The sequence below is a fragment of the Amycolatopsis sp. NPDC114504 genome, assembly GCF_055633595.1.
Genome location: NZ_JBVKDU010000004.1, coordinates 1,266,063 through 1,289,303 on the forward strand (window position 1 = coordinate 1,266,063; position 23,241 = coordinate 1,289,303).

The 23,241-nt window shown below is 73.2% G+C and carries 26 protein-coding genes; 10 read left to right on the forward strand and 16 right to left on the reverse strand.

Going from position 1 to position 23,241, the window contains the following annotated elements:
• The first annotated feature begins 5 nt into the window (after positions 1-5).
• Positions 6-1,478: an aldehyde dehydrogenase gene (locus ACZ7PG_RS35620; protein ID WP_470243551.1), complete on the forward strand. Its 1,473-nt coding sequence runs from the start codon at positions 6-8 to the stop codon at positions 1,476-1,478.
• 104 nt (positions 1,479-1,582) lie between these two features.
• Positions 1,583-2,794 (forward strand): glycosyltransferase, encoded by a 1,212-nt coding sequence (locus tag ACZ7PG_RS35625; protein ID WP_470243552.1) that lies wholly within the window; start codon positions 1,583-1,585, stop codon positions 2,792-2,794.
• A 1-nt stretch (position 2,795) separates the two neighbouring features.
• Here the strand turns inward: ACZ7PG_RS35625 and ACZ7PG_RS35630 are convergent, their stop codons facing one another.
• On the reverse strand, positions 2,796-3,629 hold the full coding sequence (locus ACZ7PG_RS35630) for an SDR family oxidoreductase (RefSeq protein ID WP_470243553.1): 834 nt from the start codon (positions 3,627-3,629) through the stop codon (positions 2,796-2,798).
• Positions 3,630-3,706: 77 nt separating this feature from the next.
• Between ACZ7PG_RS35630 and ACZ7PG_RS35635 the strand changes: the two genes are divergently transcribed.
• Positions 3,707-4,276, forward strand: coding sequence for a TetR/AcrR family transcriptional regulator (locus tag ACZ7PG_RS35635; protein WP_470243554.1), 570 nt, complete (start codon positions 3,707-3,709; stop codon positions 4,274-4,276).
• On the opposite strand, the gene ACZ7PG_RS35640 is transcribed toward ACZ7PG_RS35635, so the two are convergent.
• Complete coding sequence (locus ACZ7PG_RS35640; RefSeq protein ID WP_470243555.1) at positions 4,277-4,606, reverse strand: hypothetical protein; 330 nt, start codon at positions 4,604-4,606, stop codon at positions 4,277-4,279. It lies immediately after the preceding gene.
• Between the two features lie 74 nt (positions 4,607-4,680).
• Between ACZ7PG_RS35640 and ACZ7PG_RS35645 the strand changes: the two genes are divergently transcribed.
• Positions 4,681-5,061: a MerR family transcriptional regulator gene (locus tag ACZ7PG_RS35645; RefSeq protein WP_470243556.1), complete on the forward strand. Its 381-nt coding sequence runs from the start codon at positions 4,681-4,683 to the stop codon at positions 5,059-5,061.
• On the opposite strand, the gene ACZ7PG_RS35650 is transcribed toward ACZ7PG_RS35645, so the two are convergent.
• Genes ACZ7PG_RS35650 through ACZ7PG_RS35685 form a run of 8 tightly spaced genes read right to left on the reverse strand, consistent with a single transcriptional unit; the run spans position 5,054 to position 10,029 of the window.
• Positions 5,054-5,596, reverse strand: a complete 543-nt coding sequence (locus ACZ7PG_RS35650) for a hypothetical protein (protein ID WP_470243557.1) — start codon at positions 5,594-5,596, stop codon at positions 5,054-5,056. The genes ACZ7PG_RS35645 and ACZ7PG_RS35650 overlap by 8 nt on opposite strands.
• 33 nt (positions 5,597-5,629) lie before the next feature.
• A complete protein-coding gene (locus tag ACZ7PG_RS35655; protein ID WP_470243558.1) occupies positions 5,630-6,115 on the reverse strand; it encodes a GNAT family N-acetyltransferase in 486 nt (161 codons plus the stop codon).
• On the reverse strand, positions 6,112-6,849 hold the full coding sequence (locus tag ACZ7PG_RS35660; protein ID WP_470243559.1) for an SIR2 family NAD-dependent protein deacylase: 738 nt from the start codon (positions 6,847-6,849) through the stop codon (positions 6,112-6,114). Before ACZ7PG_RS35660 ends, ACZ7PG_RS35655 begins: the two co-directional genes overlap by 4 nt.
• A gap of 43 nt (positions 6,850-6,892) precedes the next feature.
• Positions 6,893-7,087 carry a ferredoxin gene (locus ACZ7PG_RS35665; RefSeq protein ID WP_470243560.1) on the reverse strand — a complete coding sequence of 65 codons (195 nt, stop codon included), beginning with the start codon at positions 7,085-7,087 and terminating at the stop codon, positions 6,893-6,895.
• Complete coding sequence (locus ACZ7PG_RS35670; RefSeq protein ID WP_470243561.1) at positions 7,084-8,214, reverse strand: NADH-ubiquinone oxidoreductase-F iron-sulfur binding region domain-containing protein; 1,131 nt, start codon at positions 8,212-8,214, stop codon at positions 7,084-7,086. The genes ACZ7PG_RS35665 and ACZ7PG_RS35670 overlap by 4 nt, the downstream gene beginning before the upstream one ends.
• Entirely contained in the window at positions 8,211-8,780 is a 570-nt protein-coding gene (locus tag ACZ7PG_RS35675; protein ID WP_470243562.1) for a ferric reductase-like transmembrane domain-containing protein, read from the reverse strand. Before ACZ7PG_RS35675 ends, ACZ7PG_RS35670 begins: the two co-directional genes overlap by 4 nt.
• The gene (locus tag ACZ7PG_RS35680) at positions 8,777-9,754 is read right to left on the reverse strand and encodes an FAD:protein FMN transferase (RefSeq protein ID WP_470243563.1); all 978 of its coding nucleotides are present in this window, start codon (positions 9,752-9,754) and stop codon (positions 8,777-8,779) included. Before ACZ7PG_RS35680 ends, ACZ7PG_RS35675 begins: the two co-directional genes overlap by 4 nt.
• On the reverse strand, positions 9,751-10,029 hold the full coding sequence (locus ACZ7PG_RS35685; RefSeq protein ID WP_470243564.1) for a hypothetical protein: 279 nt from the start codon (positions 10,027-10,029) through the stop codon (positions 9,751-9,753). Before ACZ7PG_RS35685 ends, ACZ7PG_RS35680 begins: the two co-directional genes overlap by 4 nt.
• Before the next feature lie 236 nt (positions 10,030-10,265).
• Between ACZ7PG_RS35685 and ACZ7PG_RS35690 the strand changes: the two genes are divergently transcribed.
• From ACZ7PG_RS35690 to ACZ7PG_RS35700, 3 genes are read left to right on the forward strand one after another with little or no spacing between them, the layout of a single operon-like run.
• Positions 10,266-11,138 carry an alkaline phosphatase family protein gene (locus ACZ7PG_RS35690; RefSeq protein WP_470243565.1) on the forward strand — a complete coding sequence of 291 codons (873 nt, stop codon included), beginning with the start codon at positions 10,266-10,268 and terminating at the stop codon, positions 11,136-11,138.
• Positions 11,139-11,143: 5 nt separating this feature from the next.
• Entirely contained in the window at positions 11,144-12,388 is a 1,245-nt protein-coding gene (locus ACZ7PG_RS35695; RefSeq protein WP_470243566.1) for an MFS transporter, read from the forward strand.
• Complete coding sequence (locus ACZ7PG_RS35700) at positions 12,385-13,380, forward strand: hypothetical protein (protein ID WP_470243567.1); 996 nt, start codon at positions 12,385-12,387, stop codon at positions 13,378-13,380. The genes ACZ7PG_RS35695 and ACZ7PG_RS35700 overlap by 4 nt, the downstream gene beginning before the upstream one ends.
• On the opposite strand, the gene ACZ7PG_RS35705 is transcribed toward ACZ7PG_RS35700, so the two are convergent.
• Both ACZ7PG_RS35705 and ACZ7PG_RS35710 read right to left on the reverse strand, forming a co-directional pair.
• Positions 13,355-13,939: a dihydrofolate reductase family protein gene (locus tag ACZ7PG_RS35705; protein WP_470243568.1), complete on the reverse strand. Its 585-nt coding sequence runs from the start codon at positions 13,937-13,939 to the stop codon at positions 13,355-13,357. The genes ACZ7PG_RS35700 and ACZ7PG_RS35705 overlap by 26 nt on opposite strands.
• Before the next feature lie 70 nt (positions 13,940-14,009).
• A complete protein-coding gene (locus ACZ7PG_RS35710) occupies positions 14,010-14,483 on the reverse strand; it encodes a hypothetical protein (RefSeq protein ID WP_470243569.1) in 474 nt (157 codons plus the stop codon).
• Positions 14,484-14,728: 245 nt separating this feature from the next.
• Between ACZ7PG_RS35710 and ACZ7PG_RS35715 the strand changes: the two genes are divergently transcribed.
• Positions 14,729-15,679, forward strand: coding sequence for a glycoside hydrolase family 6 protein (locus ACZ7PG_RS35715; protein ID WP_470243570.1), 951 nt, complete (start codon positions 14,729-14,731; stop codon positions 15,677-15,679).
• Positions 15,680-15,701: 22 nt separating this feature from the next.
• Here the strand turns inward: ACZ7PG_RS35715 and ACZ7PG_RS35720 are convergent, their stop codons facing one another.
• Complete coding sequence (locus tag ACZ7PG_RS35720) at positions 15,702-17,030, reverse strand: 3-hydroxybutyrate oligomer hydrolase family protein (protein WP_470243665.1); 1,329 nt, start codon at positions 17,028-17,030, stop codon at positions 15,702-15,704.
• A gap of 187 nt (positions 17,031-17,217) precedes the next feature.
• Between ACZ7PG_RS35720 and ACZ7PG_RS35725 the strand changes: the two genes are divergently transcribed.
• The gene (locus ACZ7PG_RS35725) at positions 17,218-18,423 is read left to right on the forward strand and encodes an extracellular catalytic domain type 1 short-chain-length polyhydroxyalkanoate depolymerase (protein WP_470243571.1); all 1,206 of its coding nucleotides are present in this window, start codon (positions 17,218-17,220) and stop codon (positions 18,421-18,423) included.
• Between the two features lie 28 nt (positions 18,424-18,451).
• On the opposite strand, the gene ACZ7PG_RS35730 is transcribed toward ACZ7PG_RS35725, so the two are convergent.
• Positions 18,452-18,988 carry a TetR/AcrR family transcriptional regulator gene (locus ACZ7PG_RS35730; protein WP_470243572.1) on the reverse strand — a complete coding sequence of 179 codons (537 nt, stop codon included), beginning with the start codon at positions 18,986-18,988 and terminating at the stop codon, positions 18,452-18,454.
• A 79-nt stretch (positions 18,989-19,067) separates the two neighbouring features.
• Between ACZ7PG_RS35730 and ACZ7PG_RS35735 the strand changes: the two genes are divergently transcribed.
• Positions 19,068-19,967, forward strand: a complete 900-nt coding sequence (locus ACZ7PG_RS35735; protein WP_470243573.1) for an NADP-dependent oxidoreductase — start codon at positions 19,068-19,070, stop codon at positions 19,965-19,967.
• 46 nt (positions 19,968-20,013) lie between these two features.
• Here ACZ7PG_RS35735 and ACZ7PG_RS35740 read toward each other — a convergent pair whose 3' ends face one another.
• Together ACZ7PG_RS35740 and ACZ7PG_RS35745 are read right to left on the reverse strand one after the other, a co-directional pair.
• Positions 20,014-21,882: a helix-turn-helix domain-containing protein gene (locus tag ACZ7PG_RS35740; RefSeq protein WP_470243574.1), complete on the reverse strand. Its 1,869-nt coding sequence runs from the start codon at positions 21,880-21,882 to the stop codon at positions 20,014-20,016.
• A gap of 1 nt (position 21,883) precedes the next feature.
• Positions 21,884-23,212: an MFS transporter gene (locus ACZ7PG_RS35745; protein WP_470243575.1), complete on the reverse strand. Its 1,329-nt coding sequence runs from the start codon at positions 23,210-23,212 to the stop codon at positions 21,884-21,886.
• Between the last annotated feature and the right edge of the window lie 29 nt (positions 23,213-23,241).

Sequence of the window (23,241 nt, forward strand, 5' to 3'; positions counted from 1 at the left end):
GCACCATGGATGAGCAGCGCTTTTCCCTGTTGATCAACGGAAAGGCCGTCGCCGCCCGTTCGGGCCGGACGTTCGAGTCCCAGAACCCGTACACCGGGCGGCCCTGGGCGGTCGTGCCCGACGGCGGCCCCGAGGACGTCGACGACGCGGTCGCGGCGGCCCGCGCGGCCCTCGACGGCGAGTGGGGCTCGACCACCGGCTTCGCGCGCGCCGCCCTGCTGCGGCGGCTCGGCGACCTCATCGGCGAGCACGCCGAGCGCCTCGCCCGGCTGGAGGTGAACGACTCCGGCAAGCTCTACCGCGAGATGATCGGCCAGCTCACCGGGCTCGGCGGCTGGTACCACTACTTCGCCGGCCTCGCCGACAAGATCGAGGGCCGCCAGATCCCGGCGCCGAACCCGGACTACCTCGTCTACACCCGCCGCGAGCCGGTCGGCGTCGTCGCGGCCATCACGCCGTGGAACTCGCCGCTGCTGCTGCTCACCTGGAAGCTCGCGCCCGCGCTGGCCGCCGGGTGCACGGTCGTGATCAAGCCGTCCGAACACTCCCCCGTCTCGACGCTCGGGCTGGCCGAGCTGATCACCGAAGCGGGGTTCCCGCCCGGCGTCGTCAACGTCGTCACCGGGCTCTCCCGCGAGACGGGCGCCGCACTGGCCGGGCACCCGGGCGTCGACAAGGTCGCGTTCACCGGGTCGACCGCCACCGGCCGCGCGGTCGCGGTGGCCGCCGCGGAGAACCTGAACAAGGTGACGCTGGAGCTGGGCGGCAAGTCGCCGCAGGTGGTGTTCCCCGACGCCGACCTCGCGGCGGCGGCCAACGGCGTCATCGCGGGCGTGTTCGCCGCGACCGGCCAGACGTGCATGGCCGGGTCCCGGCTGATCGTGCACGCCGACGTCCATGACGAGCTGGTCCGCCGGGTCGCCGAGCGCGCCGCCGCGATCCGGCTCGGCGACCCGAACGAGCCGGACACCGAGATGGGCCCGGTCGCGAACGCGCCGCAGTACGAAAAAGTGCTGCACTACCTGGAGACGGCGAAGGCCGAAGGTGCGACGGTCGTCTGCGGTGGCGAGGCGGACCCGGCGCTGGGCGGGCTGTTCGTGCGGCCCACGGTGCTGACCGGGGTGACGCCGGAGTCGACGGTCGTGCGCGAGGAGGTCTTCGGCCCGGTGCTGGCGGCGCTGACGTTCACCGACGAGGCCGTGGCGATCCGCCTGGCCAACGACACGCCGTACGGCCTGGCCGGTGCGGTGTGGACGAAGGACGTGCACCGCGCCCACCGCGTCGCGGCGAAGCTCAAGGCCGGGACGGTGTGGATCAACGCGTACCGGGTCGTGGCGCCGTCGGTGCCGTTCGGCGGGGTGAAGAACTCCGGACTGGGCCGGGAAAACGGCGTCCACGCGATGGACGAGTACCTGGTCGAGAAGGCCGTCTGGGTCGAGCTGACCGGCGGCACGCGGGATCCGTTCACCTTGGGATGATTCCCTCTCCCCATTCAAAGATATAGCCGACCCCGGGGCTTGTGGCAAGACCCCGGTGCGGGTCCACAATTCGGGCTCACCTTTTTCGGCGAGGGGATTCCTTCATGCGTGTGCTGCTGTCCACGATCGGTTCGCGGGGCGAAGTGCAGCCGGTGCTGGCGCTGGCTTCGGAGCTGAGAGCGCTCGGGCAGGACGTCCGGCTGTGCGTGCCGCCCGACTTCCGGGACCGGCTCGAAGAACTGGGCTTCGACGTCGTGCCGATCGGGCCGGTGCTGCGCGGGACCGCGACGGCGCACCAGGGCAAGCCGACGCCCGAACAGATCCGGAAGTCCACGGAGGACACCGTCACGACGCAGTTCGAGACGATCGCCGTGGCCGCCGAGGGGTGTGACGTCCTGGTCGCCGGCGGTGCACTGCAGTTCGCCACCCGCTCGATCGCCGAACGTTCGGGTGCCTTCTACGTCTACGCGAGTTTCTGTCCCATCACCTTGCCGTCCGATCTGCACGCGCCGCCGCCGATGCCGTGGCGGACGCCCGGAAAGGCGGAAAACCGCGCCCTTTGGAACGAGGACGCGCAACGCTGGAACGCCTTTTTCGGCGGCAAGGTCAACGAATACCGGGCGGCGGCCGGGCAGGCCCCCGTCGACGACCTGCCGAGCCACGTCTTCAGTGACCGGCCGTGGCTCGCGGCCGACGCCGCGCTGGCGCCGTGGCCCGAGCCGGGCGACCCGCGGATCGTCCAGACGGGGGCCTGGATCTGGCCGGACGAGCGGCCGCTGCCGGCCGACGTGCTCGAGTTCCTCGACGCGGGCGAGCCGCCGGTGTACTTCGGGTTCGGCAGCATGCGCGCGCCGCGCGAGGTCGCCGGGACCGCGCTCGCGGCGGCGCGGGCCCACGGCCGCCGGGCGGTCATCGCCCGCGGGTGGGCGGACCTCGTCGCCGACACCGCGCCGGACTGCCTCGGCATCGGCGAGGTCAACCAGCAGGCCCTGTTCAGGCGCGTCGCGGCCGTCGTCCACCACGGCGGCGCGGGCACGACGACGACGGCGGCCCGCGCGGGCGCTCCGCAGGTGGTCGTGCCGCAGATGTACGACCAGCACTACTTCGCCGGCCGGGTCCGCGATCTGGGCCTGGGCGCGGCGACCGAGCCGGGCGTGCCGACGGCCGAAGCGCTGACCTCGGCGCTCGAAGCCGCTCTGCGCCCCGAAGTGGCGACGCGGGCGCGGGAGTTCTCGGGCAAGGTCCGCGGGGACGGTGCGAGCGTCGCGGCGCACCACCTGCTGGCGACGGTGCCGCTCGCCTCCGCTCCGAACTGAGCTACGGCAGGTAAGGCCGGAGCGTCGCCGCGGTCACCCGGTCGAGGAGCCGGTCGGGCAGGACGCGCGTGAGGCGGGTCAGCAGGGCCGCGTCTCGCCCGATCGTGTAGCGCGTACGCGGCCGCCGCGCGGTGGCGGCCTCGGCGATGACGGCTCCGGCCTTGTCCGCGGGCAGCCCCGCCCGGGTGAACCGCTGCGAATGCGCGACGACGGCTTGGACGAGCCCGCCGTACCGCCGCTGGTGGTCGGGAGTCATCTTCTCGGCGAGGCCGGTGGCGGTGGCGGCGCCGCGGTCACCCATCTCGGTCCGCACGGCGCCGGGCTCGACGACCACGACCTGCACGCCGTGCGGGGCGAGTTCGCGCCGGAGCGAGTCGCTGACCGCTTCGAGCGCGAACTTCGTCCCCGCGTACGGCCCGTAGGTGGCCATCGCAACCTTCCCGCCGACCGAGCTGATGTTCACGATCCGGCCGCGGCTGCGGTGCAGGAAGGGCAGCAACGCCTGCGTGACGGCGATGTGCCCGAACAGGTTGACGTCGAACAGCCGCCGCCACTCGTCCAGGGGAAGCGCTTCCACGGGGGCGTTGACCGAAATGCCCGCGTTGTTGACGAGGGCACGCAGCGGGCGCCGGTCCGGGTCCGCGGCGATGCGATCGGCGAGCGCCTGGACGTGCTCGGGTCGCGTGATGTCGAGGATCACCGGCTCGACACCGTCGGCGCGGATCGCGTCGCCGTCGGTTTCGCGCCGGACGCCGGCGAGGACGTGGTAGCCGCGGGCGGCGAGCTCGCGGGCGGTGGCGGCGCCCATGCCGGTCGACGCGCCGGTGACGACCATGATCTCATTCTGATGTGACACTGTCATATGAACCACTATGCGCAACTCGTGTGACACTGTCAACTATGATCGGCGCCATGGTGACGCGAGCCGAAACCGCCGCCGCGACCCGGGCCGCCCTCGTGCGGGCCGCGTCCGAACTGCTCGACGAGGGCGGGCCCGACGCCGTGACGCTGCGCGCGGTCGGGGCCCGGGCCGGCGTCTCGCGCGGCGCACCCTACGGGCACTTCGAACACAAGCAGCACCTGCTGACCGCGCTCGCCGTCGACGCCTGGAACTCGGTGGCCGACAGGGTCGAGCGGCTGCGCGCCCTGGACGTCACCCCGAGCGCGCGGCTCGAGCGCGGACTGCTGACGCTCATCGGGGTCGGCCGCCGGCAGCCGCACCTGTACGCGCTGATGTTCAGCACCCCGGTGGGCGACGACCCGGTGGCCGCCGCGGCCGCGACCCGGGTGGAGAACGAGTTCCTGACGCTGGTCGCCGGCGTCGTCGGCGAACCGGACGCCCGGCGGTACGGCGCGCTGCTGATGTCGAGCGCGCACGGGATCGCGGGGCTGGAGCTGAGCGGCCACCTGGCGAAGGAGAAGTGGACGGTCGACGGCGACCAGGTCGTGCGCATGCTGGTCGACGCGATCCGCTCCCGCTGATCACCCGGCGAGCGCGTAGAACTCCTCGAGCACGGCGCGGGCCTCGTCGGTCCCGGGAACCGCCGCGTCCCAGCGGACTTGACCGGCCTCGACGGCGATGTCGAATCCGAAGAACGGACAGCACGCCTTCTCGCGGGCGGCGAGGTCACGGACCCAGTCCTCGACGCCGGGCTCGGCGCGGAAGCGGAACCGGATGCCGATGTCGGTCCGTTCCCGCTCGACGAGTGCCTGCGCGAACAGCCGGCGGTACTCGGCCAGCCGCTCGTCGGGGGTGTCGCGAGCGGTCGACATGTCGCAGGCGATCGGGGTCGAGGCCGGCGGGATCTCCATTTTCGGGCTCCTTGTCCCTCGGGAAATCCGAGCCTAGAGTCTGGACCTGACTCCAGAGTCAAGGGAGAAGCGGCATGAAGATCGGCGAGGTGGCCCGCGCGGCGGAGGTCAGCGTGGACACGGTCCGCTTCTACGAGCGGCGCGGCGTCCTCCCGGCGGCGGAGCGCCGTCCGTCGGGCTATCGGGTGTTCCCGCCGTCGGCGGCCGACCGGATCCGCTCGGCGAAGGCGTTGCAGGACTTGGGTTTCACCCTGGACGAGGTGGTCGACGCCCTCCACGCCCACGACACGGGCGACGCGACCTGCGCCTCGGAGCGCTGGCGCCTGGAGGCGGTGGTGGCCCGGCTGGACGACCGGATCGCGCAGCTGCAGCGGGTTCGACAGAACGCGGCGGACTGCCTCGCGGACTGCCGGGCCGGCTGCTGCCGCCTGGTCGGCGAGAACGGGCTCACCTGACCGGCTCGACCCCGGGCCGCCCGCCTTTCCATTTCTCGATCTGGATTTCCGTCACGACGTGGCCATCGGGGACGGGCTCCCAGCGGGCGCCTGTGTGGTACTCGTCGCGGGCCGCGATGCGGAACGCGATGTGGACGGCCCACCGATAGTCGTCGCTGTGCAGGCTCCCGTTGCCCCAGCCCCGGAAACCGGCTTCGGCGACCTTGGCGCGGAGTACCGCCCGCACCTCCTCTTCGGTTCCCGGCCACAGCGTCGCGACGGACAAGCCGGGGTCGAAGGCGATGACGTTGTACCGTCGGCGCGTTTCCCTGATCACTTCACCGTCGCGGGCGCCGATCCGGTCGGCGAGTTCCGAGAACTCGCGGAACCGGCGGCGAGCCGTCCACTCGCGGCCTAGGCCGGACGTCACCACCAGCCCGGTGGGGACGAGCGCGATCAGGAAGGCCCACAGGAGCCACCACCGGTTCCTGGTCGCGACGCAGAGCCCGGCCGCGAGCGGAGCGTAGAACAGCAGCAACCACCAGCGACCGCGCATGGTTCCCTCCCGAGCCGATGCTAAGGCGGGCGGTCATCGCAAGTCCAGCCACAAAATCCGGAGGCCGACGTCGCCGTGGTCGGGGTGGCGGAACGCGCCCGGCGCCGTGCCGAGTGTGACGAACCCGAGGCTCTCGTACAGCCGGAGCGCCGCCGTGTTCACCTCGACGACCGCGTTGAACTGGACCGCCGCGAACCCGCCGCGCCGGGCCCAGTCCACGAGATCCGTGGCGAGGGCGCGGCCGACCCCCGAGCCGCGGGCCTCCCTCGCGACCATCAGGCTGCCGGAGGCGACGTGGCTGCCGGGCCCGGGCCGGTTGGCGTACATGTTCGCGGTTCCGGTCACCCGCTCCCCCTCGACGGCGACCACCACCCGGGCCGGCGGGGCCAGCAGCCAGCTCCGCCGGGCCTCGGGTTCGGTCATCGCGGGGTCGTACGGGAACGTCCGCCGCTCGGTGACGACGTCGTGGACGATCGGCCAGATCCGCGGCCAGTCGTCGTCGCGGGCCTCCCGGATCACGCGCGCACCGCGGCGCAGAGTTCCGGGACCACCTTCTCGATGTCTTCGCGCAGCACGAAATCGGCTTCCTCGTCGTACGGCGTCGGGTCGCGGTTGACGATCACCAGCGTCGCACGGGCCTGCGCGGCAATCGCGCACAGCGACGCCGCCGGCTCCACCTGCAGCGAGCTGCCGATGGCCAGGAAGACCTCGCTCGACGCGGCGACGTTGCGTGCGCGGGCGAGGACTTCGCCGTCCAGCGTCTGTCCGAAGAGGACGACGTCGAGCTGGAGGATCCCGCCGCACTCCGGGCACCGCGGGTCTTCCTCGCCGCGCTCCAGCACTTCGGTGGTCGGGAGCCGGACCGGGCAGGACGTGCACCGCGTGGTGTGCATGGTGCCGTGCAGTTCGAGGACCTTGCGCGCGGCGAGGCCGGCTTTCCGGTGCAGGCCGTCGACGTTCTGGGTGAGCACGCGGACGGCGGCCCCCGAGCCGTCCAGCTCGGCGAGCGCCCGGTGGGCGGCGTTCGGCTCGGCGCGCCAAGCCGCGTGGCCGGTGTAGCTGCGCCAGAACTCCCGGCGCACCCCGGCGTCGGCCATGAAGTTCTTCAGCGTGAAGGCGTTCACGGCACTCGGCGTGCGCGTCCAGACGCCGTCGGGCCCGCGGTAGTCGGGGATGCCGGAGGCGGTCGAGATGCCCGCGCCGGTCAGCACGCCGATCAGCCGGGCACCGCGGATCCGGTCGTTGAGCTTCATGTCCCGGAGGTTAACGACCCGCCCGCGGCGGGACGACCGGATTTCAGTCCTTCCGCAGCCGCAACGCCAACGCCGGGCACGCGGCCGCCGCGCGACGCGCCTCCGGCAGCAGCCCCGGCGGTACCGGACCCGGCTCCACCACGGGATAACCCCACTCGTCCAGCCGCACCCGCTCCGGCAGCAGGTCCGCGCACAACCCGTGCCCCCGGCACCCGATCGGGTCCACCGTCACCTTCACGCCACACTCTCCAGAACCCGGCACCGGCCACCGGCCGAGTGCGCTGCCACGTCGGCACCGAACACCTGCAACGCGCTGGCCGCGAGCCGCGCCGCGCCGTCCGGGTGCGCGCACGCCCCGCGGCCGGTGAGCAGCGGAAGGCGGCGGGCCAGCCGGGCCGTCGACGGGCCACCGCGGAGCAGCTCCGCGAAGTCCGCCGCGACCGCCGGCAGCCCGAACATGCACGGCCCGCACTGCCGGGCCGACTCGGCCGCCAGGAACGCCAGCACCTTCGCGGTGTACTCGAGCCCGCACGCCCGGGCCGGCAGCGCGTACACCGCCGGAATCCCGGAGACGCCGGCTGCGAGATCCGAGGTCCAGGTCCCGCCGTAGCCGCCGGTCAGCACCGCTTGCACCGGCTCGGTTTCGCCACCCGCCGCGGCCAGCACCGCGGCCAAGGACACGCCTGGCGCCGTCTCCACGACCCCGGGCCGCCGGACCGCGCCGGTCACCGTGACCAGCTCGGCGCGCGCCGAGCGGTAGTGCAGCGGGCCGAGGAGGATCACCAAAGCCAGCTGTGCCAACGTTTCGACGTTGTCCACGAGCGTCGGCCGGCCGCGCACCCCGCGCTCGTCGGGCCGCGGCGACTTGCCGAGCGGCCGCGCGTCCCCCGACGTCAGGTGGTGGACGAGCGCCGTCTCCTCGCTGGCGACGTACCGCCGCGGGATCTCCTCGACGCGCACCGGCACGCGGTCGTCGCGTTCGGCGAGCGCCGCGAAGACGCTCGGCAGCACCGGGCTGCCCGCGTGCACGCAGAGCACGGCTTCGCCGGCGCCGATGGCGTGCGCGGCGAGCTGCAGGCCGTCCAGCACCAGGTGCGGGGACAGCGTCAGCAGCGCGGCGTCCTTGTGGCTGAGCGGGTCACCTTCGCAGCCGTTCGCGACGACGATCGAGCGTGGCGCGCGGGCCGAGCGCAGCTTCACCGCGGTCGGGAAGCCCGCGCCGCCGCGGCCGCGCAGGTCCGCGACGGCGACGGCTTCGATCAGCCGGTCGCGGCCGTCGTCGCCGTGGTAGGCGACCCAGGGCACGACGCCGGTGCGGCGCCGGTGACCGGCCAGGCCGAGGCGGTGGGTCGGCAGGATGGTCATCGGGTGCCTCCGAGCGGCGAGAGCTTGCGGGTCGCGGTGTCGGCGTCCCGGCGGGTCGCCCGGAAGGCGACGCCGCCGAGCACGGCCAGCACGCACAGCGCGTCGAGGGCGACGATCCAGCCGTACGCGGCGTCGTCCTCGGCCATGCCGAAGCCGTGCACCAGCGCGACCGGCCAGCAGAGGTAGGCCAGCCAGTGGACGGCGCGCCAGGCGCGCGGCGGGATGCGCGTGCGCAGCAGGCTGGTGACGACGATCGCGAGCAGCAGGTCGATCGCGACGGCGCCGAAGCCGACCCAGAGCGGCTGGTACTCGGAGCCGAACGGGACGACGACGTCGAGCCAGCTCAGCGAGACGTACCCGTCGAGGATCGCCGACGCGATGTGCGCGACGAGGAACGCGAGGCTGGTCAGCGCGAGGTTCCGGTGCAGGGCGGCGACGGTGAACCGCGGCCACGCCGGAGTCGCGAACCGGCCGGCGCCGAGCGCGCCGAGGACGACGACGCCGGTGAAGAGCACGAGCGAGACGAGGCCGGTCGCGCGGCTGAAGTACCAGACGGCGGAGCTCATGCGGCTCTCCTTTCGGCGGGCCAGCCCGGCGTCGTGACGACGTCGCCGGCGTCGGAGGTGAGCCGCGCGGGCAGCCGTCTTTCCTCGAGCCAGCGCGGTGCTTCGGCGCCGAGGACGATCGCCGCGGTGCTCGCGGTGTTGGCGTCCACAGTGGACTTGGCGGCGACGGTCACGGTGCGCCAGCGCGGGTGCGCGACGTCGCCGGTGCGCGGGTCGACGATGTGGTGCACGGTCCGCCCGGCGTGGTGCCAGCGCCGGCGGGTGGTCCCGGAAGTGGCGAGACCGCCGCTGTTCACGGCGACGCTCGCGTCCGGCCGGGCGACGGCGTCGGCGTGGTCGTCGCCGAGCGCGACCTGCCAGCCGCCGGCGGGTTCCGGGCCGGCGACGCGGAGGTCACCGCCGAGGTTGACGAGGACACCGCACCCGAGCGCACGGTGGATCCGCCGCGCGGCGCGGTCGGCGGCGAGGGCCTTCGCGGTGGCGCCGAGGTCGAGGTGGACCCCACGAGGGAGGACGACCAGGCGGAGGGCGGGGTCGAAGAGCACCCGGTGCCAGCCGGGCGCGGGAGCCGGGTCTGCCGCGGCGGGTCGTGAGTGGGAAACAGGGTTAGAACACTGTTTCTCACTCACGACCCCCGCACCGCGCTCGGCGGCGACCAGTGCGAAGTCGCGGTCGTACCCGAGCGCCCGTACCGCGGCCCCGACCGTCGGGTCGACCAGCCCGCCGGTCAGCCGGGCCGCCCGCAGCGCGGCGCCCAGCGCCTCGGCCAGCAGCGGCCCGACCCGGACCTGCCGGCCGGCCCGCTCGTGCAGCCGCGAGATCTCCGAGTCCGCCCGGAAGCGGCTGCACGCGACGTCGATCGCGTCGACCTCCGCTCGCAGGAGCGAAGCCGCCTCCGAGAGCCGTCCGGGGTCGGTGACCAGCACCGACGCCGTCGTGCCCAGAGCAGGGAACGCCCTCGCCGCCGTGGTCACGACGCGCCCGAGCCCGTGTGCGCGCTGCCCGAGCCGGAGCTCACGCCGCTGTCGGAGGACTGGAGCTGGTCATGGGAGCCGGAGCCGCTGGAGCTGCCGGAGTCGGTCGAGGTGGTGGTCGAGGTGCTGGTGTCGTCGGCCGAAGCCGTCGAAAGGCCGAAGCCGATCGCGCCGGCGGTGGCCGCGGCCAGCACCGCCACCGTCGCGGTGACCAGGGCGGCCTTGCGCCTGCCGTGCTCTCGGCGGGCCGGGCCGCCGGTCGGGGTGGGTTCCATGGGACCGAGTCTCGGCGCCGTTCCTTTGAACGACCTGGGAGCGACCTGTCAAGTCCCTGGCCGTCCACAAAGGACACCTACCTTAGGAGGTTGACACCGGAAAGGCATTAACCCACTCTTTCCGTTGTCCGCCGGAGGTTTCCTGGTGTTCACGAACCGGACCGCGACACGCGCACGTTCCGGCCGCGTGGAGTGGGCATCATGAGGCGCCCTCACCCGCCACCGTTGGAGGACCCATGATCCGCAAGCGGATCTTCGCCGCGTTCGCCGCCGCCACCCTGGTCACAGCCGGTGTCGTCGCGGCGGTCGCCGTCACCGGAACGGACGAGCCGGCGGTGCAGCCCACGGCCTCGACCGTGCCGGCGTTCGACCACGTCGTCCTCGTGATGTTCGAGAACAAGAAGTACTCCTCGATCAACGGCAGCTCCAGCGCCCCTTACTTCAACACCCTCGCGTCGCAGAGCGCGAAGTTCACGAACTCCTTCGCGATCACCCACCCGAGCCAGCCCAACTACGTCGCCCTCTTCTCGGGCGCGACGCAGGGCGTGACCAGCGACAGCTGCCCGGCCAACCTCGGCGCCAAGGACAACCTCGGCGCGCAGCTGATCGGCGCCGGCAAGACGTTCAAGGGCTACTCCGAGTCGATGCCCTCCGACGGCTACACCGGTTGCTCCAGCGGCACCTACATGCGCAAGCACAACAGCTGGGTGGACTTCTCGAACGTCCCGGCCGCGAGCAACCTCCGCTACACGAGCTTCCCCACCGACTTCACCCAGCTGCCGACGGTCTCCTTCGTGACGCCGAACATGTGCTCCGACATGCACGACTGCTCGGTCGGCACCGGCGACACCTGGCTCAAGAACCACCTCGACGCCTACGCGCAGTGGGCCAAGACGCACAACAGCCTGCTGATCACCACCTTCGACGAGGACAGCGGCACGTCGGTCAACCAGATCTTCACCAGCTTCACCGGCGCGCACGTCAAGGTCGGCAGCTACAGCGAGTCGATCAACCACTACACCGTGCTGCGCACGATCGAGGCGTCCTACGGCCTGCCGGGCATCGGCGGCGCCGCGAGCAAGTCGCCGATCCTCGACGTCTGGCAGTAGCCCGCGTGTACCTCTCCACCATCGGCCGCCGAGAGCACGCCGCGAAGGGCAAGCTCTCGGCGGTCGGCGCGAACGTCTTCGCGCTCGGCGCCGTCAGCCTGGTCACCGACGTCTCCTCGGAGATGGTCACCGCGGTCCTGCCGGTGTACCTCGTGCTCGGGCTGCACCTCAGCCCGGCCGCGTACGGCCTGGTCGACGGCCTCTACACCGGCGCGACGGCGTTGCTGCGGGTCGTCGGCGGGTACGTCGCGGACCGGGTCCGCCGCCGCAAGGTCGTGGCCGGCGCGGGCTACGCGCTGTCCGCGGTGATGAAGCTCGGCCTGCTCGCCGCCGGGTCGTCGGCGGCCGCGATCGGCGCGGTGATCACCCTCGACCGCACCGGCAAGGGCCTGCGGACGGCGCCGCGGGACGCGCTGATCACCCTGTCGGCGCCGGAACCGCTGCTCGGCCGCGCCTTCGGCGTGCACCGGGCGATGGACAGCATGGGTGCGTTCGCCGGGCCGCTGGTCGCGCTCGCCGTGCTGGCCGCGGTCGGCACGGCGGACCCCGAGGCGTTCGACGCGGTGTTCGTCGTCAGCTTCTGCGTCGCCGCGATCGGGGTGCTCCTGCTGGTCCTGTTCGTCCGCGACCACCGGACGCCGAAAGCGGCCGCCGGGACGGTCTCGCCCCGCGCCGCGGCGGCCCTGCTGCGCGGCAGCGGCGTGCGGCGCCTGCTGGTGGCGGCGTGCGTGCTCGGCCTGGCCACGGTCGGCGACGGCTTCGTCTACCTGCTGCTGCAGCACAAGGAGGACATCGCGACCGGCTGGTTCCCGCTGCTCGCGGTCGGCACCAACCTCAGCTACCTGCTGCTGGCCGCGCCGCTGGGCGTGCTGGCCGACCGGGTCGGGCGGCTGCCGGTGGTGCTCGGCGGCTACGGCGCGCTCGCGGTCGTCTACCTGCTGCTGGCCGGGCCGGTGTCCGGCTGGCCGCTGTTCGCGCTGGCACTGGCGCTCTACGGCGCGTTCTACGCGGCGACCGACGGCGTCCTGATGGCCCTGGCCGGTCCGCTGCTGCCGGAGTCGTTGCGCACCACGGGGATTTCGCTGGTGCAGACGGCGCAGGCGCTGGCGTACTTCGCCTCGTCCGTCCTCTTCGGACTCGCCTGGCAGTTCTGGGGCGCGGAGCTCGCGATCGGCGTCGCGGCGGGTGCGGCGGTGGTCGCGATCGGCGTGACGTTCGTGGTGCTCTCGCCCCGGAAGGCGGTCTCGTGAAGACGCGGATCCTGATCGCGGTCGCCGGCATCCTTGTGCTGGCCGGGGCCGCCGTCGCGTACGTCGGGTTCGCGAGCGCGCGCGGCCACGACGTCACCGCGACCGGCGCGGTGAGCCTGTCCCCCGGCCCGCGGCTGCTGTTCCGCAGCACGGCCGACGCCGACCGCGGGCACGTCGCCACGGTGTCCGCCGCCGACCCCGGCGGAGCGCGGACGGTGTCCCCGCTCTCGTGCGCGCGGGTGTACGCCGCCGGCGGCACCGGGCTCTGCCTGCGCCAGGACGGCGACCTGACCACCTACCAGCTGGCGGTGCTCGACGCGGGCCTCGCGGTGACCCGGGAGATCCCGCTGGTCGGGCTGCCGAACCGGGCCCGGGTGTCGGCGAGCGGCCGGATGCTCGCGTGGACGGTGTTCGTCACCGGCGACTCCTACAACGGCGGCATGTTCTCCACCCGGGCCGGCATCCTCGACACGGCGACCGGCGACCTGGCCGGCACCCTCGAGGACTACGCGGTGACGCTCGACGGGAAGTCGTACCAGGCCGCGGACCTCAACTTCTGGGGCGTCACGTTCACCCGCGACGACCGCCGCTTCTACGCGACGATGGCGACGGCCGGGCACCGCTACCTCGTCGCGGGCGACTTCGCCGCGCACACGGTCCGGACGCTGCGGGAGAACGTCGAGTGCCCGTCCCTTTCCCCGGACGGGACGCGCGTGGCGTTCAAGTCCGCTGTGGACGACGACCCGGCGAAGGGCTGGCGGCTGTCCGTCGTGGACCTGACGACGTCGGAGGTGACGCCGCTGGCCGAGACCCGCAGCGTCGACGACCAGCCGGCGTGGCTCGACGACCACACGATCGGCTACGGCGTGCCCCGCGGGCCGGGCCACGCGGACGTCTGGTCGGTCCCGGCCGACGGCTCGGGCGCGGCCCGGCTGCTGATCCCGGAGGCGGAGTCGCCGTCGGCCCTCAGCGACGCTCGTACCGGGCGATGATCACGCCCTTGGTCGTCGGGACGCTGCTGGTGAGCGTGAACTCGGTGAGCGGCGCCGGCCCCTCGAACAGGCGGAGGCCGCCGCCGAGCGTCAGCGGGTGGATCAGCAGCGTGTAGCGGTCGACCAGGCCCGCGGCGTGCAGGGAGTGCACGAGCGAGGCGCTGCCGATGACGGACAGGTCGTTCCCGGGCCGCGCCTTCAGCTCGGCGACCGTCTTCTCGGCGTCGCCGGCGAGCAGCACGGAGTTCTGCCAGGCCGCGGCGTCGTCGAGGGTGGTCGAGGCGACGTACTTGGTGGCGGCGTCCATGTGGGCGGTGAAGGGGTTGCCGTCCTCGCGCCCGGCCCAGGCGCCGATGAAGTCTTCCCAGGTCCGCCGCCCGAAGAGCATGTCACCGGCGCGGCTCATGCCCTGGCCCATCTCCCGGGCCAGGACGTCGTCCTGGTACCGGTTGCCCCAGCCGCCGTGCGCGAAGCCGCCGCGGGTGTCCTCGTCGGGCCGGCCGAGGCCCTGCACGACGCCGTCGAGGGTGACGCTCATGGTGACGCTGATCGAACGCATCGGGTGATCCTTTTCGTCCAGGTGGCTTTCACCTCCTGTACGAACGGCGGCACCGCGGATCGACAGCGGGTCAGTCCATCTTGCGCAAGCCGTCGAGGATGCGCCGCATCAGCTCGTTGTCCGGGGCCGCGAACGCCAGCCGCGGCAGCAGGAAGCGGCCCGCGGACGAGCGGACCGGCGGGCTCGTGCGCGGCACCCGCCGCGGCAGCTGGTCCGGCGACGCGTCACGGCCGACCTGCTCCGGGATCGGCAGGGTCGGCAGCGCGATCGTGCCCGCTTCGGCCAGCCGTCGCGCCGCCTGCTCGAAGCGGAGGCGGGCCTGGATGCCGGCCACCGTCCAGTCCGGCTCGGGGTCGGGCTCCGCCGCGGCGGTCGCCCCGCGTGGACGGCGTTCGAGCGAGATGGCCCACGCCGCGGCGGCGAGCGCCGGGAGCAGCAGGCCGGCGATGATGGCGAAACCGGACAGGTCCGCGGCCATCAGGAGGCCCCGGCGACGGGTAGCAGCATGGCGTTCACTTCCGGACTTGCGGTTCTTCCGAAGCATGGCCGACACCTGGATATTCGACGTGAACGAATGGTTCGCGGACCCCGGAGCCCCATCATGAACGACGGGCATCGCTCCCGCAAGCGGCCGAACGGGGTGGCCCATCCGGGTGGTGAAACCGCAGGTCGAGACCGGTTTTCGGGTAGCCGCGACGAGCCCCTCATCCAGTAGTACGGCCGCCGGCGGCGTCCGGTTCAGTTTTCTTCTTGTACGCCTCGTGTACGCCGTCGCGGCAAACTCGCCGAATGCGTATTCCGACCCTCCTCGTGGCCGCGGCGCTGGCGCTCACCGGGCTCGCGTCCCCGGCGCTGGCGGCCGACGGCAACCCGCTCGAGAAGACGAACGGCTTCTACGTCGACCCGGACTCGAACCCGGCGGTGTGGGTCCGGGACCACCCCGGCGACAGCCTCGCCGGCCCGATCAGGACGTCCATCGCGACCAAGCCGGGCGCGCGCTGGTTCGGCAGCTGGAGCGGTGACGTCCGCGCGGCGGTCGACGGGTTCACCTACGCCGCCGACGTCGCCGACAAGCTGCCGGTGCTGGTCGCCTACAACATCCCGGGCCGCGACTGCGGCGGCGAGTCGACCGGCGGCGCGGGCAGCCCGCAGGCCTACCGCGACTGGATCACCGCGTTCGCCGACGGCATCGGCGGCAAGCCGGCGGTGGTGATCATCGAGCCGGACGCGCTCGCCCAGCTCGACTGCCTCCCCGGCGACGCCCGCCAGACGCGGCTCGACCTGCTGAGCTACGCCGCGACGCAGTTCGCGCAGAAGGCGCCCAACACCTGGGCGTACCTGGACGGCGGCAACGCGACCTGGATCCCGGCGGCGACGATGGCGACGCGCCTGCGGTCGGCGGGCGTGCGGTCGATCCACGGGTTCGTGCTGAACGTGTCGAACTTCTACACCACGGCGGACTCGACGACGTACGGCAAGGCGGTCGACGCGGCCCTGGGCTACGCGGCACCCTTCGTCGTGGACACCAGCCGCAACGGCACCGGCCACGGCACGGACTCCGAGTGGTGCAACCCGCCGAAGCGCAAGCTGGGCTCGCCGTCCCAGCTCGGCGGCGGCCCGGAGATGCAGCTGTGGATCAAGGTCCCGGGCGATTCGGACGGCAGCTGCGGCTACGGCACGGGAATTCCGGCGGGCACGTTCAGCCCGGCACTGGCCACCCACCTCATCAAGGGCGACTGACCGGCGCCGGGCCGTGCACGGCTCAGCCCAGCGAGCAGCTGCGGGCCAGGTCCGCCGGAGTCGCGCCGGCCGGGCGTTCGATGGTCCCCGAAGCCGGCGGGCGCACCCCGCGCAGCCAGCCGCCCAGCGCGTCGAACGCCGTCCGGAAGCACGGGCCCAGCGGCCGCAGCCGGTCCGGGAACTGGTCGACGAGCCCGTCGACGTGGTTGCCGTCGACCACCCGGTAGTACCGGTGCAGCGACCCGCGTCCTGCCGACGTGATCATCCGGTCGTAGACGTCGGAGTCCTTGGTGATCGGCAGCAGCGTGTCGAGGGTTCCGTGCAGCGTGAGCAGCGGCTTGCCGATCCGCCCGGTCAGCGAGATCCGCTCCACCGCCCGCGTCACCGACGCCGGCCGCGACGAGTACGCGTAGTCCGCGTCACACGACGGCGTTCCCGAGGCACAGAACGGAGTTCCGGCCGACAGCGCGCCGTCGAACGACGGATCCACCTCTTCCCGGTAGATCCGCTGGGTCAGGTCCCAGTAGACGCGGTAGTGGTAGTCCCACAAGAACTCCGACCCCGGCGCGAACCCGGCGTCCACAATGGACTGGTGTGCCGACGCCGACCCGGCCGCGTAGGCGGGATACGCACGCAGCGCCGGCGGCAGGAATGTCAGCAGGTTCGGCCCATCGGCACGCCACAGCGTCCCCTCCCAGTCGACGCCCCCGTCGTAGAGCCACGGCCGGTTCTCCAGCTGCCACCGCACGAGGTACCCGCCGTTGGACAGCCCGGCGGCCAGCGTCCGCGTCACCGGACGGTGGTAGTACCGCGTCGCCGCGGCGCGAGCGGCCAGCGTCAGCTGCGTGACGCGCGTGTTCCACTCGGCCAGCGCGTCGCCCGGCCGGACGCCGTCGTCGTAGAACGCGGCGCCGGTGTTGCCCTTGTCAGTGGCGGCGAACGCGTAGCCCTCGGCCAGTGCCTGGTCGCCGACCGCGCGATCGTTCGCGTACTGCCGCCGCACGCCCGGCGAACCAGCGACGACTAAGCCGCCGTTCCAGTGCGACGGCAGGCGCAGCACGAACTGCGCGTCGTGGTTCCAGCCGTTGTTGGTGTTGGCGGTCGACGTGTCCGGGAAGTACCCGTCGACCTGGACGCCGGGGACGCGGCCGTAGGTCGGCAACCCGGCCGACGTCAGCCCGGCCCAGTCGGCCTCGACGGTGTGCCCGGACGCGAGCGTGCCGATCGTCGTCAGGTCGTCCAGGCAGACCGTCACGGACTTCTCGGCGCCGGGCACCTCCACCCGGCAGCCCCCGGCCGAAGCCGACGCCGGGGCGGGCAGCGCCGCCGCGAGCGTCCCCGCCAGAACCACAACCAGCCATCTCCGCACGGTCCACCTCCGGTCTCGATGGACAGAACCCAAGCGCGTGGGCCGGGCGAGAGCCACCCCGCCGGTCACCATGAATCGCCGCGGGGATGTGGTGGACGGCCACATGGTCCGAACCAGCGGGCCGATTTAGCGTCGCTGGAAACCCTCTCAACGACGAGAAGGACTCCCCATGCGCAAGCTCGCCCTCGCCGGACTCGCCGCGATCACCGCCGCCGTGCTCACCACCGTCGGGGTGGCGAGCGCCGATCCGCCGCCCTCGTCCCTCGTGCAGGTCACCGACTTCGGCGCCAACCCCGGCGCACTGGCCATGTACACCTACACCCCCGCCGGGCTCGAGACCGGCCGCCCGGTGGTCGTCGCCCTGCACGGCTGCACGCAGAGCGCCGCCGACTACTACGCCCACTCCGGCTGGCCCCAGCTGGCCGACAAGTGGCGCTTCGAGGTGGTGTTCCCGCAGACGTCCACCGCGAACAACTCGCTGAAGTGCTTCACGTGGTTCGACCCCGCCGACGACACGCGCGGCAAGGGCGAGGCCGCGTCGATCAAGGCCATGGTGGACAAGGCGGTCGGCGACCACGGCTCGGACCGCGCGCGGGTGTTCGTCACCGGGCTCTCGGCCGGCGGCGGGATGACCGCGGACCTGCTCGCCGCGTACCCGGACGTCTTCGCCGGCGGTGGCATCGACGCCGGGCTGCCCGCGCAGTGCGCCACCAGCATCACGCAGGCGTCGGGCTGCCAGCAGAACAACCAGAACCTGACGCCGGCGCAGTGGGCGTCGAAGGTCAAGGCGCAGTACCCCGGCTACGGCGGGCCGTGGCCGCGCGTCGCGATCTGGCAGGGCACCGGCGACTACACGGTTTACCCGGTCAACGGCACCGAGCTGCGTGACCAGTGGACCGCGGTGCACGGCATCTCGCAGACGCCGACGAGCACGCAGTCCCTGCCCGGCGGCACGACGTTGACGACGTACGGCGACAAGGTCCAGCTGTACTCGATCGCCGGGATGGGCCACGGCACCGCGGTCGACCCGGGCACCGGCGCGACCCAGTGCGGCAGCACCGGCGCGTACTTCCTCGCCGGCATCTGCTCCAGCTACTACACGGGCGTGTTCTGGGGGCTGGACAAGGGATCCACCGGCGGCACGACGACCACCACCCCGCCGCCCCCGACCACGACGACGTCCACCCCACCGGCGGGCGCGTGCGTGAACGCCAGCAACTACGCCCACACACAGGCCGGCCGCGCGCACCAGAGCGCCGGCCAGACGTACGCGAACGGCTCCAACCAGGCAATGGGCCTGTGGAACACGTTCACGAGCCACGCGCTGCGCGAGACGTCCACGGGCTACTGGATCCTCGCCGACGGGCAGTGCTAGCGCCGGTCTGCCGCGCCTGGTCGTGGACTCAGCGCAGCAAGCCGGTGAGCAGCACGGCGGTCAGCCGGCGGGCTTCCGGGCCCGTCCGCGCCGACGTCGTCGCCGTCAGGGCGAGCCGGACGTCGTCGAGGGACACCCGGGGCCGCAGGACGCCGTCGGCGCGGGCCCGCTCGACCAGCCGCCCGAACGCCTCGGCGTGCTCACGGCGCCGGTCGGCGAACTCCGGTCCTTCGAGGACGCCCGTCAGCCCGGGTTCCTCGACGCGCCATTCGCCGAAGCGGTGGAACGTGCGGGTCAGCGCGCGGCGGCTGTCCGGGTCGGCGAGCGCGGCCCGCAGCTGCTCCTCGCACCGGTCGACCTGGCCGGCGAGGACGGCCGCGAGGAGGTCGTCGCGGGACGGGAAGTGCCGGTGGACGGTCGCGGGCGCGAGGCCCGCGCGCCGTGCGATCTCCCGCACCGGCAGGTCCGGGCCGTGCCGCGCGAAGGCCGTGTGCGCGACCGCGACGAGCCGACGGCGGTTGTCCTCGGCGTCCGCACGGCGTTTCCGAGTCAGTTCGTCCCGCACGGCTCTCACTTCCCCGCTCGTCGCCGGTGATCACTCCTAGCGTAGGCGCGGTCAGGGAGTCCCCCGTGGAGGAGTGATCGTGTTCGCAACCAGGTTCGAACGGTTCGGCCCGCCCGAGGTCCTGTCCACGGGGGAGCTCCCGGAGCCGCACGCCGGGCCGGGCGAGGTGCGGATCCGCGTGCGGGCGGCCGGCGTGTCGCCGGTGGACCTGGCGATCCGTGCGGGGAAGTCGCGCTCGCCGATCACCCTGCCGCACATCCCCGGCGTCGACGCCGCGGGCATCGTGGACGAGGCCGGTCCCGGAGCCGCCCTCGGCGACGAGGTGTTCGGCGCGGTCGACATCACCCGGCTCGGCGGGGCGACGGCCGAGTTCGCGGTGTTGGCGTTCTGGGCACCCAAGCCGGCGTCGATGCCATGGGAGCAGGCGGGCGCGGCGGGGTCCGGGATCGAGACGGCCACCCGCGCGCTCGACCTCCTGGACGTCCGGGAGGGCATGACCCTGCTGGTCGACGGCGCGTCCGGAGGAGTCGGCAGCCTCGCGGTGGGCCTGGCGCTCGCCCGCGGCGCCCGGGTGATCGGAACGGCCGGCGACCTCGAGTTCGTCGAAAGCCTGGGCGCGACGGCGGTCCCGCACGGCCCAGGTCTGGCCACACGGGTCACCGGCCTGATCGACGCGGCCCTCGACGTCGCGGGCAAGGGCTCGCTGCCGGAACTGGTCGCGCTGACCGGGACGCCGTCGTCGGTGGTGACGCTGGCCGACTTCAGCGGGCCGTCCCACGGGGTCCGCGTGTCGGTCGGCGCGTTCGCGGGCGAGCCAGACGGACGGCACGGTCTCGCGGCGGCCGCGGCGCTGTTCGAGGAGGGCCGGTTCCGGGTGCCGGTCGAGGAGGTGTTCACGGACGCGGCCGACGCGCACACCGCCGCCGAGCGCGGGCCGCGGCGGGGAAAGCTGGTGGTGACTATCGCGGGAGGCCGGTAGCCACCCCGCCCAGCCAGGGCACCACTTCCGACTCAGCCGGTAACCCTCACCCGCCGAGCCGGTGCACCCGCAGGGCCAGCTGGATCTCCAACGCCCGGTCCGGCGCCTGCCACTCCTCCCCCAGCAGCGACGCCACCCGCTCCAGCCGCTGCACCACCGTGTTCACGTGGACGTGCAGCACGTCCTTCGTCCGCGCCAGCTGCGAGCCACTCGCGAAGTACGCCCGCAGCGTCGCGACCAGCTCCGTCCCCCGGCGCGCGTCGTAGTCCAGGACCGGTCCCAGCGTCTGCCGGACGAACCCGTCCAGATCCGCGTGGTCTCCCAGCAGCTGCCCCAGAAACCCCAGCCCCGCCATCGCCGCGCCCTCGCCGGTTCGGCCCAGCGCCAGCAGCGCGCGGACGCACCGTGCCGCTTCGCCGTGGGCCGCGGCGATCGACGACGGGCCGCTCGCCGGGCCCGCCGCGCCCACCGTCACCGGGCGGCCCGTCGCCGCGCCGAGGTCGGCCGCCACGCGCCGTGCGAGCTCGTCCGGGTCGCCCGCGCCGAGCAGCACGACCTCCTCCGCGTGCACCCCGACCAGCGTCGCGTGGCGGGCGGCCGCGCTCGCCACGCGCCGCCGGGAGCCGCCGTCCGCGTGCGCGACCAGCACCGCGTGCGGCGCCGACAGGTCGATCCCCAGGCGGCGGCCGCGGGCCAGCAGCGCCCGCGGGTTGCGGTCGGGCGCGCTCAGCAGGTCGGTCAGCAGCTCGCCGCGGACCTCGTCCTCGGCCCGCACCACCGACCGCCGCAGCATCAGCAGCAACGCCGTCACGACGCCCGCGCGCTCGAACAGCCGCCTATCCGGGTCGGAGAGCCCGGCGCGGCCGGTCAGCACCAGGCTGCCGAGCGCCTCCGGGCCGGCCTGCACCGCGCACACCCAAGCGTCCTTTGTGGACACCGCCCGGCCGGCGGTGCGGGCCGCGAACAGCGCGTCCGGGTCCAGCGGGGCCGGCGAAGCCGAGCTGGCGAGCACCGTGCGGTCGGCGTCGTAGACCGTGAGGTCGCCGTGCAGGACCCCGGCGACGGCCGCCGCGACGTCCGGCAGGTCGCCGCCGCGCAGCACCAGGTCGGTGAGCCGGTCGTGCGCGTCCTGGGCGCGTTCCATCGCTTCGGTGTGCGCGCGGATCGTCGCGTTGGCCTCGTTGAGCTCGGCGACGGCGCGCCGGGTCTGGTCGAGCAGGTTCGCGCTGTCGAGCGCGATCGCCGCGTGGTCGGCGAGCGACGACAGCAGCGCCACCTCGTCCGCGGAGAACTCCCGCGTGCCGCGATCGGACGCGAAGAGGACGCCGAGCACCTTCGGGCCGATGGCCAGGGGGACGCCGAGGATCGCGGTCAGTCCCTCGTCGTGGACGCCGGAGTCGATGTGGCGGGTGTGCTTGAACCGGTCGTCGTGGAAGTAGTCCGCGGTCGAGTACGGCCGCGCGGTCTGCGCCACCAGCCCGCCGAGGCCCTCCCCCATGCCGAGCACGATCTGCTGGAACTCCGCCGACACCGACCCGTCGCTGACCCGGACGTAGGTCTTGTTCTCGGCCTCGTCGTTGAGCGAGAGGTAGGAGACGTCGACGTTGAGCAGCGCCCGCGCCCGCCGGACGATCGAGCGCAGCACGGTGTCCGGATCGGACAGTGCGGCGAGCTCGCTCGCGGTGTCGAACAGCGCGCCGAGCTGGGCCTCGCGCCGCCGGTGCTCCGCGAGGGTCTCGCGGATGCGCAGGGCCAGCTCGCCCGCGCTGGCCAGCGCGGTCAGGTCGGCCGGGCCGAGGGCTCCTTCGGCGCGGGCGGCCACGACGACGTGCGCCAGCTGCTCGCTGCTCGCCCCGGAGGCGAGCAGGTCGAGCAGCCGGCGCAACGCGTCCGTGGGTGCGGTCACGGCCGTCATGCTAGGGCGAAACGGCCGCCGGTTCCGCCTCGACGCCCTCGTCATGCAGGGACTCGCCGCGTGTCTCGCGGGCCGCGAGCAGGGCGATCACGGTGATCAGGCACATCGCCGCGACGTACAGCGAGACCGGCACGGTGCTGCCCCAGGCGGAGAACAGCGCGACGGCGATCAGCGGGGCGACGGCGCCCGCGGCGATCGACGACAGCTGGCCGCCGACCGACAGCCCGGTGTAGCGCACCCGCGTCGGGAACTGCTCGGCGAAGAACGCGGCCTGCGGGCCGTACATCGCGCCGTGCAGCACCAGCCCGACGGTCGCGGCCAGCACGATCACCGCCGACGACTTCGTGTCCAGCAGCGCGAAGAACGCGAAGCTCCACAGCGCCATCCCGATCGCCCCGAACAGGTACACCGGACGGCGGCCGACGCGGTCGGACAGCGCGCCCCACAGCGGGATCGTCACGAAGTGCACGGCCGAGCCGATGAGCACGGCGCTCAGGCCGACGCCCTTGGGCAGGTGCAGCCCGGTCGTGACGTACACGAGGATGAACGCGGTGATCACGTAGTACGAGACGTTCTCGGCCATCCGGGCGCCGATCGTGATCAGCACCTGACGCCAGCTGTTGCGGAAGACCTCCACGACCGGCACGTGCTTGTCGGTGTGCGCCTCGGCCTGCTTCTGGGCGGCCAGGAACACCGGCGACTCGCCGACGGCCAGCCGGATCCACAGCCCGATCAGCAGCAGCACGCCGGAGAGCAGGAACGGGACGCGCCAGCCCCACGCCATGAACGTCGCGTCGGACTGCGTCGCCGAGAGGATCGCCAGGACGGCGGTCGCGAGGAGGTTGCCGCCGGGCGCGCCGCACTGCGGCCAGCTCGCCCAGAACCCGCGGCGGCGGTCGTCGCCGTGTTCGGAGACGATCAGGACGGCCCCGCCCCACTCACCGCCCAGCGCGAAGCCCTGCACGAGGCGAAGCAGCGTCAGCAGGATCGGCGCCGCGACACCCGCGCTCGCGTACGTCGGCAGCACGCCCATCAGGCAGGTCGAGCCGCCCATCAGCACCAGGCTGACGATCAGGAGCTTCTTGCGGCCGAGCCGGTCGCCGTAGTGGCCGAAGACCAGGCCGCCGATCGGGCGGGCGAGGAACCCGACCGCGTAGGTCAGGAACGCCAGCAGCGTGCCGGTCAAGGGGTTCGCCGTCGGGAAGAACAGCTTGTTGAACACCAGTGCGGCGGCCGAGGTGTAGAGGAAGAAGTCGTACCACTCGATGGTGGTGCCGATCAGGCTCGCGCCGACGATCTTGGCGATCGCCGACCGGTTCGGTTGACTCACTGCGGGCTCCACTTCCTTGTGGTGACGGG